At 70.1% G+C, this 15617-nt stretch carries 14 protein-coding genes; 7 read left to right on the forward strand and 7 right to left on the reverse strand.

What is annotated here, in order from left to right:
• The first annotated feature begins 81 nt into the window (after nt 1–81).
• Both NCCP_RS08250 and NCCP_RS08255 read left to right on the forward strand, forming a co-directional pair.
• Entirely contained in the window at nt 82–1236 is a 1155-nt protein-coding gene (locus NCCP_RS08250; protein ID WP_149956764.1) for a glutamate--cysteine ligase, read from the forward strand.
• A gap of 23 nt (nt 1237–1259) precedes the next feature.
• Nucleotides 1260–2999: an ABC-F family ATP-binding cassette domain-containing protein gene (locus NCCP_RS08255; RefSeq protein ID WP_149956765.1), complete on the forward strand. Its 1740-nt coding sequence runs from the start codon at nt 1260–1262 to the stop codon at nt 2997–2999.
• A 9-nt stretch (nt 3000–3008) separates the two neighbouring features.
• Here NCCP_RS08255 and NCCP_RS08260 read toward each other — a convergent pair whose 3' ends face one another.
• Entirely contained in the window at nt 3009–3407 is a 399-nt protein-coding gene (locus NCCP_RS08260; protein WP_149956766.1) for a GlcG/HbpS family heme-binding protein, read from the reverse strand.
• A 101-nt stretch (nt 3408–3508) separates the two neighbouring features.
• Between NCCP_RS08260 and NCCP_RS08265 the strand changes: the two genes are divergently transcribed.
• Both NCCP_RS08265 and NCCP_RS08270 read left to right on the forward strand, forming a co-directional pair.
• Nucleotides 3509–4699: an MFS transporter gene (locus NCCP_RS08265; RefSeq protein WP_149956767.1), complete on the forward strand. Its 1191-nt coding sequence runs from the start codon at nt 3509–3511 to the stop codon at nt 4697–4699.
• An 81-nt stretch (nt 4700–4780) separates the two neighbouring features.
• Entirely contained in the window at nt 4781–5389 is a 609-nt protein-coding gene (locus NCCP_RS08270) for a TetR/AcrR family transcriptional regulator (protein ID WP_149956768.1), read from the forward strand.
• 41 nt (nt 5390–5430) lie between these two features.
• Here the strand turns inward: NCCP_RS08270 and pcaC are convergent, their stop codons facing one another.
• From pcaC to NCCP_RS08300, 6 genes are read right to left on the reverse strand one after another with little or no spacing between them, the layout of a single operon-like run.
• A complete protein-coding gene (gene pcaC, locus NCCP_RS08275; RefSeq protein ID WP_149956769.1) occupies nt 5431–5829 on the reverse strand; it encodes a 4-carboxymuconolactone decarboxylase in 399 nt (132 codons plus the stop codon).
• The gene (locus NCCP_RS08280; protein ID WP_149956770.1) at nt 5822–6661 is read right to left on the reverse strand and encodes an alpha/beta fold hydrolase; all 840 of its coding nucleotides are present in this window, start codon (nt 6659–6661) and stop codon (nt 5822–5824) included. The genes pcaC and NCCP_RS08280 overlap by 8 nt, the downstream gene beginning before the upstream one ends.
• On the reverse strand, nt 6658–8055 hold the full coding sequence (locus tag NCCP_RS08285) for a lyase family protein (RefSeq protein ID WP_149956771.1): 1398 nt from the start codon (nt 8053–8055) through the stop codon (nt 6658–6660). The genes NCCP_RS08280 and NCCP_RS08285 overlap by 4 nt, the downstream gene beginning before the upstream one ends.
• A 13-nt stretch (nt 8056–8068) precedes the next feature.
• Complete coding sequence (gene pcaG / locus NCCP_RS08290; RefSeq protein ID WP_149956772.1) at nt 8069–8647, reverse strand: protocatechuate 3,4-dioxygenase subunit alpha; 579 nt, start codon at nt 8645–8647, stop codon at nt 8069–8071.
• Nucleotides 8648–9475: a protocatechuate 3,4-dioxygenase subunit beta gene (pcaH, locus tag NCCP_RS08295; protein WP_149956773.1), complete on the reverse strand. Its 828-nt coding sequence runs from the start codon at nt 9473–9475 to the stop codon at nt 8648–8650. It lies immediately after the preceding gene.
• 52 nt (nt 9476–9527) lie between these two features.
• Entirely contained in the window at nt 9528–10724 is a 1197-nt protein-coding gene (locus tag NCCP_RS08300; protein WP_149956774.1) for a 4-hydroxybenzoate 3-monooxygenase, read from the reverse strand.
• A gap of 335 nt (nt 10725–11059) precedes the next feature.
• Between NCCP_RS08300 and fdhA the strand changes: the two genes are divergently transcribed.
• The 3 genes from fdhA to NCCP_RS08315 all read left to right on the forward strand — a co-directional run bounded on the left by fdhA (nt 11060) and on the right by NCCP_RS08315 (nt 15615).
• Nucleotides 11060–12280 carry a formaldehyde dehydrogenase, glutathione-independent gene (fdhA, locus tag NCCP_RS08305; protein ID WP_149956775.1) on the forward strand — a complete coding sequence of 407 codons (1221 nt, stop codon included), beginning with the start codon at nt 11060–11062 and terminating at the stop codon, nt 12278–12280.
• 297 nt (nt 12281–12577) lie between these two features.
• On the forward strand, nt 12578–14299 hold the full coding sequence (locus NCCP_RS08310; RefSeq protein ID WP_149956776.1) for a CocE/NonD family hydrolase: 1722 nt from the start codon (nt 12578–12580) through the stop codon (nt 14297–14299).
• 26 nt (nt 14300–14325) lie between these two features.
• Nucleotides 14326–15615 (forward strand): ABC transporter substrate-binding protein, encoded by a 1290-nt coding sequence (locus tag NCCP_RS08315; RefSeq protein WP_149956777.1) that lies wholly within the window; start codon nt 14326–14328, stop codon nt 15613–15615.
• Nucleotides 15616–15617: the final 2 nt, after the last annotated feature.

Below are 15617 nucleotides of genomic sequence, written 5' to 3' on the forward strand. Positions count from 1 at the left end.
GCCCCTGCCGGACGGATGCCTGCGGTGCTAGCGTGGCGGAAAGCCATACCGGCGCCCGGAACCGACGAAGGCGAGGTCCCGATGGAACACCATGCCGCGCTCCCGCGGGCGGAGGGTGCCCTGCGCAGCTTCGGAGTCGAAGAGGAACTGCTGCTGGTGGGCCGCGGCAGCAACCTCCCGTTCGCGGCCGCCGAAACCGTCCTCGCCGCCCGGGACGAATCGGCCACCGCCATCCCGGGGGCGGCGTCGCTTTCGGCCGGACCGGAGCTGACCTTCGAGGTCAAACAGGAGCAGATCGAGGTCGTTTCCCCCCCGGTATTCCACTTTTCCGAGATTGCCGAGACCATCCGCCGCGGACGTCAACTCGCCGACCGCGCAGCGGCACGGGCCGGTGCCGCCGTCGCGGCCCTGGCCACCTTCCCCTTCGAGGTGGTCCCGCACATGGTTCCGGGCAAGCGGTTCGCCCGGATGGAAAAGCCCTTCGGGATCACTTTCCGCGAAACCCTGTATTGCGGCTTCCATGTCCACGTCGCGGTGGCGGACCTGGAAGAGGGAGTCGGGGTGCTGGACCGGATGAGGGTCTGGCTGCCCACGGTGCTGGCCCTGAGCGCAAACTCCCCGTTCTGGCAGGGCGCGGACACCGGCTTCGCCAGCTACCGTTACCAGGGCTGGGGCCGGTGGCCCACCACCGGCCCCAGCGCAATCTTTGGATCCGCGCACGCCTATCGGCTGCGTTCCGCCTCGCTCCTGGCCTCCGGGGTGCCTTTAGACACCAAGATGCTCTACTTCGACGCCCGCTTCGCCCCGCGGGTGCCCACGGTCGAGGTCCGGGTGGCGGACGTTTGCCTGGACCCCCAACACGCGGCAACGCTGGCCGCCGTCGTGCGTGCCCTGGTGGAAACCGCCGCGCGGCAATGGCGCGCCGGCATCTCCCCGGACCCCGCCACCTCCGACCTGCTGCGCGTGTGGATGTTCCAGGCCAGCCGGGCGGGGGTGTCGGGGGAACTGGTGAAGGTGGCCACCCGCCGTGCCGTTCCCGCCGCGGAAGCGGTGGCCGAACTGCTGCGGCACATCCGTCCGGTGCTGGAGGAAACCGGAGAGGAACGCGAGGTCTCCGCGGGCCTGGCCGCAATCCTTGCCCAGGGCACGGGCGCGGACGTGCAGCGCGCCGCCTTCGCGCAGCGGGGGCAACTCCTGGACGTGGTGGCGGAGGCCGTGCAGCGCACTCTGGCGTAGGGCCCGGCCGCTAGGCTTGTCCGGTGGCCCATATCGACGTGACCGACCTCCAATACTTCCTTTCCGACGGCACCCAACTGCTGGGCGGGGCCACCTTCAAGGTGGCCTCCGGTTCCAAGACCGCGCTGATCGGACCCAACGGCACCGGAAAGACCACCCTTTTCCGGATCATCTCCGGCGAACTGGCCCCGGACGAGGGCACGGTGAACAGGTCCGGGTCGATGGGCATCATGCGCCAGTTCGTTGGCCAGGTGCGCGACGGATCCACCGTGCGCGACCTGCTGGTCTCCACCGCCACGCCGGAACTGGCCAGGGCGGCCCGCGAGCTGGACGCGGCCGAGGCTGCGATGCTTGGATCCGAGGACGAAAAGATTCAGATGGCCTACGCCCAGGCGATCGTGGACTGGGGGGACGCCGGAGGCTACGAACTGGAGACCGTCTGGGACGAGGTCTGCATGGCCGCCCTGGGCGTTCCGTTCGACCAGGCCGCCCACCGCGCCGCCTCCACCCTCTCCGGCGGCGAGCAGAAGCGCCTGGTGCTGGAGGCGCTCTTCGCCGGCCCGGAGGAGCTGCTGCTGCTGGATGAACCGGACAACTACCTGGATGTCCCCGGCAAGCGCTGGCTGGAGGCCAAGCTGGCCGCGTCGCCGAAGACGGTGCTGTTCATCAGCCACGACCGCGAACTGCTCAACAACGCGGCGACCCGCATCGTCACCCTGGAACCGGGGCATTCCGGGGCGACCGCCTGGGTCCACGGGGGATCCTTCGCCTCCTATGTGGAGGCCCGCGTTGAGCGCAACGCCCGCTTCGAGGAACTGCGCAAACGCTGGGATGAGGAGCATGCCAAGCTCAAGGAACTGGTCACGATGTACAGGACCAAGGCCGCCTTCCGCTCCGACATGGCCAACCGGTACAACGCCGCGCAGACCCGGCTGGCCAAGTTCCTCGAGGCCGGGCCCCCGCAGGCCGTTCCGCTGGAACAGAACGTGCAGATGCGGCTCAAGGGCGGGCGGACCGCCAAGCGCGCCGTCGTGGTCGAAAACCTGGAGCTGACCGGGCTGATGAAGCCGTTCTCCACCGAGATCTGGTTCGGCGACCGCGTGGGCGTGCTCGGTTCCAACGGCTCGGGCAAGTCCCACTTCCTGCGCCTGCTGGCCGCCGGCGGGTCCGACCCGGACCGCGAGCACCTGCCCGTCTCCGCGCTCGCTGCGGCTCCCGCCGCCGGCAAGCCCGGAGCGGGGTCCTCGCCGCAGCCGCCTGGCGCGATCGCCCCGGTGGAGCACGCCGGCACCGCCAGGCTGGGCGCACGCATCCGCCCGGGCTTCTTCGCGCAGACCCACCACCGGGTGGACCTGCAGGGACGCACGCTGCTGGACATCCTGCACCGCGGCGACGAGCACCGCTCCGGGCTGGGGCGCGAGGCCGCTTCCGGAGCGCTGGACGGCTACGGGCTCGCCGGCCAGGCCGAGCAGCGGTACGAATCGCTCTCCGGCGGCCAGCAGGCCCGCTTCCAGATCCTGCTGCTGCAGCTTTCGGGAGCGACCCTGCTGCTGCTTGACGAGCCCACCGACAACCTGGACCTGCACTCGGGGGAGGCCCTGGAGCGCGCCATTGCCGCGTTCGAAGGCACCGTCCTGGCGGTCACGCACGACCGCTGGTTCGCCAAGTCCTTCGACCGGTTCCTGGTCTTCGGCTCCGGCGGGGCGGTCTACGAATCCACCGAGCCGGTGTGGGACGAGTCCCGCGTCGAGCGCAAGCGCTGACGGACCCGGTCAGACGGCGGAGAGTCCCGCCCGGGCGCACGCCACGTCCTGCTCGGGCGTCGCGCCGCTGACCCCCACCGCCCACGCCGTTTCGCCCTCGTGCACCACGCCCCCGGGCAGGGTGGTGGGCTCGAACGGCAGCTGTTCGCCGATGAGCCGGAAGAGCTCCGGGTAGGAGCCTTTCATCCCGTCCAGCGCTCCGCTGTCGCGGCGCAGCGCGGCGGCGGTGCGGGCTTTATCGCGCGCGACGCCCGGAGTGAACCAGTTGGCGCCGTCCGCACGCAGGGTGACCAGTTCGTGCCCGCGCGAATTGACGACGCAAACGCTCACGTTGATCCCGAGGTGCCGGGCATGGGCAAGGGCGGCCTCGGCGACAGTGCGGGCCGTTTCCAGAGAGGGTTCGGTCATGGGGGCATTCTGCCCCACGGGACGGGTCCGCGCACTAGCCCGTTCCGGGCCGTGGACCGTGGCGCGCGGCTTCGCCGGCGTACGGCGGGATACTGGTGCCCATGCCCGCCGTCCTTTCCCGCGCGCCCCGCGGCTTCCACGCCATCCTGGCCCACGCCTTCTTCATGCAGACCGCCTTGGCGATCGTGCGTCCCTCCGCCTCCTACCGGGCCCTGGAGATGGAGGTTGGGGTGGCGCTGCTGGGACTGGTGGTGGCGAGTTTCTCGCTGCTGCCGGTGTTCCTGGCGGTATGGGTGGGGCGCCGCCTTGACGCCGGGCACGAGGCCCCCGTGCTGCTGGCCGGCGCCGCGTGCATGCTGGCCGCGGGTGCGGGCCTGCTCTGGGCCACGCCCAACCTGCCGATGCTCCTGCTGTGGAACGCCGTGCTGGGACTGGGGCACCTGGGCGGCATCCTCGGCGAACAGGCCCAACTGGCGGCCTACGACCGGGCAAAGCTGGACCGCTCCTTTGGGCTGTACACCATGGTGGTGGCGGTGGGGCAGGCGCTCGCGCCGCTGTTCATGGGCGCCCTCGGCGGCGGCGCGGTACGCCCGGACACCACGCTGCTGCTGGGTACGTACCTGGCCGGGGCCGTAGCTGTCCTGGCCGCGGCCTTTGCCATGCTGCGCGGGCGCCCACGGACCCCGCGCGGAGTCCGGCCGCCGGCTGCCACCCTGCGCGCGGCCCTCGCCGTGCCACCACGCAAACGGCGGGTCCTGACCGGGGCCATCCTCTTCGGCATGATGGTGCTGTGCGCCATGGACCTGGTCCAGGTGTACCTGCCGGCGCTCGCGGTGGAGCGCGGAATTCCGGTCAGCGTGGTGGGCGCCCTGCTGTCCCTGCGGGCAGCGGCCACCGTGGTTTCCCGGTTCGGCCTGGACCGGCTGGTTTCCCGGTTCGGCCGGGGGCGGCTGCTGCTGGTTTCCTCCTGCGGGTCAGCGGTGCTGCTGGGCCTGCTCGCGGTGCCGATGCCGGCGGCCCTGCTGGGTGCACTGATGGTCGCGATCGGACTGGTGATGGGGGTGGGCCAGCCGCTGGGCATGACGCTGGTTAGCCTGTACGCCGAACCCGGCACCCGCGGCACCTGGATAGGACTGCGGATGACGGGCAACCGGCTGGGCCAGGCGGTCATTCCGGCCGCCGTGGGGTTCTTCGCCGGGGGGCTGGGTGCCGGGGGCGCGTTTCTGTGCATCGGCGCCGCGATGGGAGTTGCCGCGGCGTTCTCCTTCGGTGCCTTCCGCAGCCTGGAGTGAACGCGGCCGCCGGTCCGCCACACCGGCGCGGACGGCACGGGATGCAGACGCGCCGTCCCGGGGGATGGCACCATGGATGTGATGACCACTACAACACGGGCCGAGCGGACGGTCGCCGCCCTGAGCAAGGCGCTGTTTGACTTCCTGGCCGAACACGACCTCTCCGAGCTGAACGTTTCCGAGCTTTGCCGCCTCGCCGGGATCCACCGCACCACCTTCTATGGCCATTACCAGGGGATCGAGGAATTCGCCGCGGCGGTGTATGCGCAAACCCTTGACCGCCTGCTCGATGATACTTTCCCCGCGGGCCCGGCCATCGACACCCTCGAAGCGTTTTCCACCGTATGCCTGGAGGCGCAGATACGCGTCCAGCAACGGATCCTGGAGGAACGTCCCGTCTACCGCTCCCTCTTCACGGCCGGTGGCGCCGGCGCCTTCCGCCATGCCGTGGAGGAAAACGCCGTCCGCCGCACGCGGGTTGGCTTTGGCGTTCTCCGCCAGTTCGGCGTGCAGGAAGCCGATCCGGACGGCCCGGGCGTGGCCTTCGTCGCAGCCGGCTACGCGGCTTGGGTGGAGAAGTGGGCACTTTCCGAATCGGAGGACGCTGAGGGCTGGGCCCGTGACATGCTCCAGTACCTTCCGGTTTGGTGGCCGGCCCCCGGGACGCCGCAGGCCCTGCCGGGGGCGTAACCCCGGCAGGGCCTGCGGTGCTGCGGCGCGGGGGCCGGCCGCTACGGCTGCGCGTACTCGGCGAGGACCTTCCTGCCGATCTTGAATGCAGTGTTCGCCGCCGGGACCGCACAGTAGATCGCTGACTGGAGGAACACCTCCTTGATTTCCTCCGGGGTGAGCCCGTTGCGCAGCGCGGCGTGCACGTGCATCTCCAGTTCCTCCCAGAACCCGCCGGCGATCAGCGCGGTGAGCGTGATCATCGACCGTTCGCGCCGGGCCAGCCCGTCGCGGGTCCAAATAGTGCCCCACGCGTAGCGGGTGATCATTTCCTGGAACTCGTCGGTGAACTCCGTGGAGGTCTCGGTGGCGCGGTCCACGTGCTCGGAACCGAGTACCTCGCGGCGCACGGCCATGCCGGCGTCGTAGGGGTCTCCGGGAAGGCGGGCGGAATCAGTCATGGGTGGTCTCCAACAGGTCTGCGCCGAAAAAGTCCAGCAGCAGGCGGCTGGTCTCCTCCGGGGCTTCGGCGGGGGCAAGGTGGGCGGCCGAGGGCAGGGTGGCGGCCCGTCCGCGGGCTACGCCCGCGGCGATCGATCCGGCCTCGGCGGGCGGGCAGACGGCATCCTGGGCGCCGGCGAGCGCCAGCACCGGGTCGGTGACCGCCCCCAGGCGCTCGCGCAGGTCGAACCCGGCCAAGGCGCCGCAGGCATGGGCGTAGGAAAAGCGGTCCGCCTCCTGCAGGGTGTGCAGGAGGCCGGTGGCAACCGCCGGGTGCTTCTCGATGAAGCCCGGGGCGAACCAGCGCTGCGCCGATCCGGCGACCTGGGTGGGAGTGCCGGCGGCGGCCACCAGTTCGGCACGTTCGGCCCAGGCCTTGGGGGTCCCGATCTTCGCGGCCGAGCAGATGATGGCCAGGCCCGCGAACAGGCCCGGGTGGTCATGTCCCAGCTGCAGGCCGACGGCCCCGCCGATGGACACACCTGCGTAGTAGAGCGGCGCGGCCGGACCGGCACCGTCCGGGCCCTGCGGACCGTTGGCGCGCAGCTCTTCCACCAGGGCGGCAACGGCTGCGGCCAGTTCCGCCATCGAGAACGCCTCCGTGGACGGGGCCGAGGCGCCGTGCCCGGGCAGGTCCCAGGCGGCCAGCCGGAAATGGTCCGCCAGGTACGGCACCGCCGGGCCCCAGAGGGCCCGGGCTCCGCTGCCCAGGGAGGGGCCGAGTATGAGCGTGGGTTTGGTCCCGGCGGGGTCCTGCGCAAGCAGCGTGGCCGTGAGTTGCGGTTGCGTCATGATTCCTTCCACCCGGCGTGTTCGGCCAGGATGCGCTCGATGAAGTCCCGGTGCTGGCCCAGGTACCCGGCCGGGTCCAGCAGCTCCTCCAGCCCCCGGTCGGACAGGGCCTGCACGGGCACCGCGGCGCGCAGGGCAGGCCGCAGCGGGACCCCGGGGGCCTCGGGGGTGCCCAGGGATTCGCGGACCAGCCGCTGCACCGTTGCCTTGCCGCCGTCCACCAGCGGCGCCAGCCGGGAGGCGAGCCGTTCGGAAACCAGCAGGTCCCCGGTCAGCTCCATATTGCGCGCCATCGCCTCGGGATGCACTCCCAGGCCCTCGGCGAGCGCGGCCAGCTTGGCCGCAGCCCCGCCGGCCAGCCGCAGCAGTTCGCGCAGCGCCGCCCACTCGGTGTGCCAGGCCCCGTCGGGGCGTTCGTCCACGGCGGTGCCCGCGGCCAGGAACAGCTGGGCCGCGTGCTGCGGGGCGGCCAGCGCGGCATTGCGGATCAGCACGGAGAGCACCGGGTTGCGCTTTTGCGGCATCGCGGAGGAGCCGCCCTTGCCCTCCTCTTGGGGCTCGGAGACCTCGCCCAGTTCCGGGCGGGAGAGCAGCAGCACGTCGGCGGCCATCTTGCCCGAGGCGGCGGCGACGTCGGCCAGGGCAGCACCCAGTCCGGTGACGGGCAGCCGGTTGGTGTGCCACGGCGCGGCCGGTTGGGCCAGCCCCAGCCGCTCCGCCAGGGAGGCGGCCAGGGCGTCCGCGGTGGTGCCGCCGTCGGGCTCGAGGAAGTCGGTGAGGGAGGCCAGCGTGCCGACCGCCCCGCCCCACTGCAGCGGCAGGGCCGCCAGCGCGGCATCCAGCCGGCGCGCCGCCAGCACGACGCCGGAGAGCCAGTTCGCCGCGCGCAGCCCGAACGTGGTCGGCAACGCGTGCTGGGTCAGCGAGCGGGCCACGCAGAGCGTGTCCATGTGCTCGCGGGCCAGCCCCGCCAGCGCATCCGCCGCACGCAACAGGTCCGCCCGGACCAGCGCGCCGGCCCTGGCGGCCACCACCATCAGCGCGGTGTCCACGATGTCCTGGCTGGTGGCGCCGCGGTGCACCGTGGACGCTGCGGAGGCGCCGGCGCCGTTCTTTTTCAGCTCCCGGCGCAGGTCCGCCAGCAGCGGGATCAGCGGATTGCCGCCGTCCTGGCCCCGCGCGGCGAGCGAGGGGAGGTCGTACAGGGCCGCGTCGGCGACCTCGTCGACCGCATCCGCGTCCTCCGCGGGGGCCAGGCCGGCGTCCGCGAGCACCGCCACCCAGGCGGCCTCCACATCCAGCATCGCCTGGACCACCGGTCCGTCCGCCGTGGCGGCGGCCACCGGGGTTCCGGCCCAGGCGGGGGAGAGGATTCCGTAGTCGGGGTGGGTCATGGTGCTCCCGGGGCTAGGCGTTGCGGGGGTAGCTGAGGAAGACGGTTTCCTCCGGGCCCTGCAGGCTGATGTCGAAGCGCAGGTCCCCGTTGGCCTCACGGACCGCCACCAGCGTACTGCGGCGCTCCGGGGGCAGCGAGGAGAGCAGCGGGTCATTGGCCAGGGCCGCGGTGTCCTCCGGCAGGTAGATGCGGGTGAACAGGCGGTTCAGCAGCCCGCGCGCGAAGACGGTGAGCATGATGAACGGGGCCTTGCCCTCCTCAGTGGGGCCCGGGTTGACCGTGGTGAAGGAGTAGCGGCCCACGTTGTCCACCGCGGTGCGGCCCCAGCCGGTGAAGGTGTGCCCGTCGCGGATCAGCGACCCGGTCTCCTGCGCGATGCTGCCGTGCTCGTCCGCCTGCCAGATCTCCAGCAGGGAGTCCGGGATGGGGGCGCCGTGGCCGTCGCGGACCGTGCCGTGCAGGCGGATGGCGCCCGGGTGGGCGCGGTCCACGAGCTTCTCCCCGTCCGTGAACGGCAGGGCGTAGCCGTAGAAGGGGCCAATGGTCTGTCCAGGGGTCGGGGCCAGCTTCAGTTCGGGTGCCTGTGCCATTTAGTGCTCCTCCTCGGTTTCCATCAGGGTGCGGTTGCTGCCGGTCAGGACGATGTCCCAGTTGTAGCCGGTGGCCCACTCGTGGCTGGTCACGCTGTGGTCGTAGGTGGCCACGAGGCGGTCGCGGGCCGCCGGGTCGGTGATGGACTGGTAGATCGGGTCAAGCGGGAACAGCGGGTCGCCCGGGAAGTACATCTGGGTGATCATGCGCTGGGTGAAGTCTGTGCCGAACAGCGAGAAGTGGATGTGGGCCGGGCGCCAGGCGTTGTGGTGGTTTTTCCACGGGTACGGGGCCGGCTTGATGGTGGTGAAGCGGTATTCGCCGTTGGGCCCGGTGATGGCCCGGCCGACGCCGGTGAAGTTCGGGTCGATCGGAGCAGGGTGCTGGTCCCGCTTGTGCACGTAGCGCCCGGCCGCATTGGCCTGCCAGATCTCGATCAGCTGGCCGGACACCGGCCGGCCGTCGCCGTCCAGGACCCGGCCCTGGACCACAATGCGCTCGCCGATCGGCTCGCCGTTGTGCTGGATGGTCAGGTCCGACTCGAGGACGTGCACGTCGCGTTCGCCAAAGGCCGGGCTCCACAGCTCGATTGTCTCCGGGTCCGCGTGGTGCAGGCTCTTGGTGGGGTGGCGCAGCAGGGAGCTGCGGTATGGGGCGAAGTCGATGCGCGGCTGGGTCTCCTCCGGGGCACCGTCGGCGACGGACGCCCGGTAGGCGGCGTGGATGTCCGCAATCTCGCGGTTCACGGTCTCCTGGGAGTCCGCGGTGGCGGCGGGGTCCAGCACGTGGGTGTTTTCGAAGCTTTCGGCGGTTTCTTCGGTGCTCATGTCCACTCCTTTCGGGTAGGGGCTGCGGGTGGGTTGCTGTGGGGGCGGGGGGCTACTTGGTGGGCCAGCCGGTGTAGCCCTCGGCCAGGTACGCCTTGCCGTGCTCGGAGTTGACCACGGTGTTCAGCTCGCCCAGGGCGCGCTTGATCTCGAACGGGGTGGCGTCCTTGCGGGTGTGCAGCATGCTGGTCATCCAGTAGGAGAAGTTCTGGGCCTTCCAGATGCGCTCCAGGGCGTCGTCGGAGTAGGAGTCCAGCAGCGAGGAGTCCTGCTCGGCGTAGAACTTCTCGATGGCGGCGAAGAGGACGCGCACGTCGTTGAAGGCAAGGTTCAGGCCCTTGGCGCCGGTGGGCGGGACGGTGTGCCCGGCGTCGCCGACCAGGTACATGTTGCCGTAGCGCAGCGGCTCGCACACGTAGGAGCGGAACTTCAGCACCATCTGCTCGAAGATCGGCCCGCGCTTGAGCTGGAACCCGTCCGGGCCGTCCACGCGCTTCTGCAGCTCGTCCCAGATCTGCTCCTCGGTCCACGCGGAGGCGTCCTCGTCAGGGTCGCACTGGAAGTACATGCGCTGCACGTGCTCGTTGCGCTGGGAGATCAGCGCGAAGCCGTGCTCGGAGTTCGCGTAGATCAGTTCCGGGGCGCTCGGCGGGGCCTCGGTGAGGATGCCGAACCAGGCGAACGGGTACTCGATGAAGTTGTCCGTGCGCTCCTCTCCGGGGATGGACCACTTGCAGATGCCCTGCGATCCGTCGGCGCCGACCAGGATCTCGGTGTGGATTTCGAACCGTTCGCCGTTGGCGTCGGTGAAGCGGATCTTCGGCGTGGCGGTGGTCTGGTCCAGGACCTCGGTGTCGGACACGGAGTAGCGCACGTCGCCGCCGTCGCGCTCGCGGGCCGCGGCGAGGTCGACGAAGACCTCGTTCTGCGGGTAGAGCCATACGGACTCCCCAACCAAGGAGGGGAAGTCGATTCGGTGGCTCACGCCGTTGAAGCGCAGGTCGATCCCGTCGTGGCGGTGGCCCTCGGTGAGCACGCGGCCGTTGATGCCGGTCTCGGTGAGCATCCGGACCGAGCCGGCCTCGAGGATGCCCGCCCGGTGCGTGTTCCTGATGGTCTCGTGATCGCGCTTCTCGATGACGATGTTCTCCACGCCCGCCTTGGAGAGCAGGTGGGAGAGCATGAGGCCGGCGGGGCCGCCGCCGACGATGCCGACCTGGGTCTTGAGGATGGTGCGCTCGGCAGCCATGGGTCTCCTTCGGGGGTGCGGGGAATGGGCGTGCGGACGCGCCCCGGGGCATTCGCCCCCTGCCGTCCGGTTTTCTCGCTCCAGTGTGTGTGAGCTGCGCTACCCTTCGCCAAGCCCGTCTCATTCAATGAGAATAGTGGCGTGGCTCTCGGTCATTGCGGCACCGGCCGGGGGCGCCGGCCCGGACCGGCCTTCCCAAGTGGCGCGGGGGTCGCCGGGCAAATGTCTCACAATTGAGACACCCAACTGCTGGCAATGCCTATGAAGGTAGGTACTCTGGAGGCATTGCGTGACGCCAGTCACTCTTATCTGCCGCCGTTGCCGGAAGGAAGTTCATGTCATCGAATCGAGCTGTCGCCTACCAGGGCCCCGGGCGCGTGGAGGTCATCGACACTGAGTACCCCACGTTCGAACTGAAGGACGGGCCGGGGGTGAATCCGGCCAACGTGGGAAGGAAGGTCCCCCACGGAGTCATCGTGCGCACCGTCACCACCAATATCTGCGGATCGGACCAGCACATGGTGCGCGGCCGCACCACGGCCCCGCTGGGCCTGGTGCTGGGCCACGAGATCACCGGCGAGGTGGTTGAGGTGGGCCCCGACGTCGAGTTCATCCGGGTCGGGGACATCGTCTCGGTTCCCTTCAACATTTCCTGCGGCCGCTGCCGGATGTGCAAGGAAGGGAAGACTGGCATCTGCCTCAACGTCAATCCGGACCGGCCCGGCAGCGCGTACGGCTACGTCGACATGGGCGGGTGGGTCGGGGGCCAGGCCGAGTACGTCCTGGTCCCGTACGCCGACTGGAACCTGCTGAAGTTCCCCGACCGCGACCAGGCGCTTGAGAAGATCATGGACCTGACGATGCTCTCCGACATCCTGCCCACCGGATTCCACGGGGCAGTGACCGCCGGGGTCGGGGTCGGCTCCACGGTCTACGTGGCGGGCGCCGGACCCGTGGGACTGGCCGCGGCGGCCAGCGCGCAGCTGCTGGGTGCCGCCGTCGTCATCGTCGGGGACATGAACGAGGAACGCCTGGCCCAGGCCCGCTCCTTCGGCTGTGAAACCGTCAATGTGGGCGAGGGTGACCCCGCCGACCAGATCGAACAGCTCCTGGGCGTTCGGGAAGTCGATTGCGGCATCGATGCCGTGGGCTTCGAGGCGCGCGGCCACGGCCACGGCGAGGCTGCGGCCGAGGCCCCCGCCACGGTGCTGAACTCCCTGATGGACCTGACCGTGGCCGGTGGCGCAATCGGGATCCCCGGGCTCTACGTCACGGGGGATCCCGGCGCGGTGGATGCGGCCGCCCAGCGCGGCAGCCTCTCCCTGAGCCTGGGGACCGGCTGGGCCAAGTCGTTGTCCTTCACCACCGGGCAGTGCCCGGTAATGAAGTACAACCGCCAGCTGATGATGGCGATCCTGCATGACCGGATCCAGATCGCCAAGGCGGTCAACGCCACGGCCATCAGCCTGGACAAGGCTCCCGAAGCCTACGCCGCGTTCGACGCCGGAGCCGCCACGAAGTTCGTGCTGGACCCGAACGGCTACGTGAACGCCTGACGCTTCGGGCCGGGGCGTCCCGGCCCTAAGGGCCGTTGCGCGGGCGGGGCACCCCCGCCCGCGCAACGGCCCGCTGTGTAACCGGTAAAACCCGACCACAGCCTGCCGGCGGCTTCGCCGGCAGGCCGCTTCGCCGTGCCCCCGCGCGCCCGGCCTGCCCGGTCGAATCTCAGTCTCAAATTGAGACAAAAACGCTTCGGACCTCATGACTATGGTTTGTGTGGCAGCTCACACTTCAGCAAATGCGGGCGCCCAACCACCACGTACAGCGCCACATTGTGCAGAGCGGGAGTCATAGTGAAGTCCACCCTTGAGGTCCTCGGGACCACCGGCATAGAGACGATCCGGGTGCCCATGCGCGACGGCATCAGCCTTGCGGCAACCCTCTACCGGCCCGCCGGCGACGGGCATCCCGTCATCCTGGTGCGCACCCCCTACAGCGAACCCATGAGCCGGTCGCTTCCGGTCCTCCCCGCGCTCGCCGAGGGGTTTGCCGTGCTAATCCAGAACTGCCGCGGCACCGCCGGCTCCGAGGGGGAGCTGCGCGCCTTCGAAAATGAAAGCGCCGATGGCCTGGACACGCTGGCCTGGATCGTGGACCAGCCCTGGTGCGACGGCCGCGTCGCGATGTTCGGAGCCTCCTATCTGGGCATGTCGCAGCTCGCGGTCAGTGGCCACCGTCCTGCCGGGCTGCGGGCCATCGTGCCGATCGTGGCCACCCACAGCTACCGTGACGGACTGGTCTACCGCCAGGGCGCGCTGCAGCTGGGGCAGGGCCTGGGATGGCACATGCTGAAGGCGGCCCAGACCCTCGGCGACCGGCGCGCCCGGGGCGAGGACGTGGGCGCGCAGGGCGGGGCCTTCGCCGCTGTCGCCTCCAACCCGGACGCCGCCTACCGAACGCTGCCGCTGACCTCACTGACCGGGGTGTCCGACCTGGTGCCGAGCTGGACCACGTGGCTGGAGCAGGAAAACGAGCCGGCCTACTGGGACCGCATCGGCTATACGGCCCACCGCCGCGCCACGGCGGTTCCCGGCCTGCACGTGGGGGGCTGGTTCGACCTTTTCCTGGGCGGCACGATCGACAACTTCGTGGAGATCTCCACCCGGGCCGCCGACGAATCGGTGCGCCGCGCCCAGCACCTGATCATCGGTCCCTGGACCCACGCCGACCAGAGCGGGGCCGCGGGCGAGCTCTTCTTCGGAGCCGGCTCCGCGGCTGCCATCGGCCTGGAGGCACAGCAGCTGCGGTTCCTGCGCGAAAGCGTTGAGGGCCTCGACTCCTCCCTGCCACCCGTGCAGCTGTTCGTGATGGGGGCGAACGTGTGGCGCAGCGAGAACGAATGGCCCCTGGCCCGCACCGACTGGCAGCGCTGGTACCTGGCCCCCGACTCCGGACTGGGCACCGCGGAGCCGGCCGGGGATGCGGCCCCGCGCAGCTACCGCCACGATCCCCACGATCCGGTCCCGACCCTTGGCGGCGCCACGCTCATCGGCGGCGGGATCGACGGCGGCGCCGAGTACATGCCCGGCTCCCGCGACCAGCGCCGGCTGGACAAACGCCAGGACATCCTGCGCTTCAGCAGCGCCCCGCTGGAGGAGGACCTGGAGGTGACCGGGCCGGTGACCGTGACTCTGCATGCGGCCACCAGCGCCGCCGACACCGACTTCACCGCCAAACTCATCGACGTGTGGCCCGATGGCCGGGCCATGGGTGTCACCGATGGAATTGTCCGTGCCCGCTACCGCGCCGGGATGGACGACCCACAGCCGGTATCCCCCGGCGAAGTGGTCCGCTACGAGATCGACCTGGTGGCCACCAGCCAGCTTTTCCGCCGCGGACACCGCATCCGGGTCGACATCGCCAGCTCGAACTTCCCCTGCTACGACCGGAACTCCGGCAGCGGGAAACCCTCCGGAAGCGTCGAGGCGGAGGACCTGGTCCCGGCCAACCAAACCGTTTTCCTCGACCGCGACCGTCCCAGCTACATCACTCTCCCGGTCATTCCGACCAACTGACCACCCACCGAAGGAGCAATCTTCCGATGCAAGCCCAACGCCGTGTTCTTGCCCTGGCCGCCAGCGCCGCCCTGCTTCTGACCGGATGCGCCGGCAACGCCGTGTCCGCAGGCAACGAAGGAAGCGACGGTCCCAAGGAATTGGTGAGCGTCCCCGGCTTCGATGCCGCCACCAAGACCATCACCGTCGGCTCGATGGTTCCGACCTCGGGGATCTGGGCCCCGGCGGCCACCAACATTGTTGGGGCCGAAGCCTACTTCCACCGCGCCACGCAGCCGGGCGGCCCGTTGGAGGGGTTCACGGTCAAGGTGAAAAACGTGGACACCGAATACAACCCGTCCGTGGCCGTGCCGCTCTACAGCTCGCTCAAGAACGATGTCCTGATGTTCACCAACGTGCTGGGCACCGCCATCAACCAGGCGCTGCTGCCCCAGCTGAAGGCCGATGACATGCTCGTGGTCCCCGCCTCGTCCGACCAGAGGCTGGCCGACGAGCCGAACCTGCTCCCCTTCGGCGCGTTCTACGGCGTCTACCACTCGGCGGCGCTGGACTACATGGCCAACGAGGAAGGCAAGAAGGACGCGGTGTACTGCGTGCTTGCCGAGGACAGCGACTTCGGTGCGGAGGTGGTCGAATCCTTCGAATTCGCCACCGAGAAGTTGGGGCTGACCACCGGCGCCACGGTGCGCTACCCCGGAACGCTGCAGGACTTCACCCCCCAGATCTCCAAGCTCAAGAGCGCCGGCTGCGAAGTGGTCGACCTCGGCGGCGTCGGCGCCGTCGTGCAGAACGCCGCCGTGCGGGCCGTCCAGCTGGACTTCCAGGCGGACTGGATCGCCGGCCACACCGCCTACAACTCATCCCTGGCCACCGGTGCCGCGGCCGATTACATCAAGGACAACGTGCGCTTCGTGGTCACCGGCACCGAGTGGGGCGACGATTCCGCGATCGGGCAGGTCCAGATGGAGGAGGACATCGCGGCTGTGGACCCCCAGGCCAAGCCGATGGCCAACAGCTACCAGACCGGCTACCTTGCGGCGCTGACGACGACGGCGGTGCTTGAGCGGGCCATCGCCGACGGAGACCTGTCGCGCGAGCACCTGCTGGAGGTGGCGGCCTCGCTGGGAACCGTTGATGACCTGGGCCTGGCCGGCGGTGCCTTCAACTACGGAGCCAGCCCCGCGGAACGGCGTTCCGGCACCAGCATGTCCATCTTCACGGTGGACGATTCCTCCCCGACGGGGCTGAAGCTCAAGAAGTACGGCTACGAATCGGCGGTCGCCGCCGAGTACAACGAGTCCGCGACCGCCCAGTGACG

Origin of the sequence: Zafaria cholistanensis, from assembly GCF_008580665.1 — a bacterium.
Lineage (GTDB): Bacteria > Actinomycetota > Actinomycetes > Actinomycetales > Micrococcaceae > Zafaria > Zafaria cholistanensis.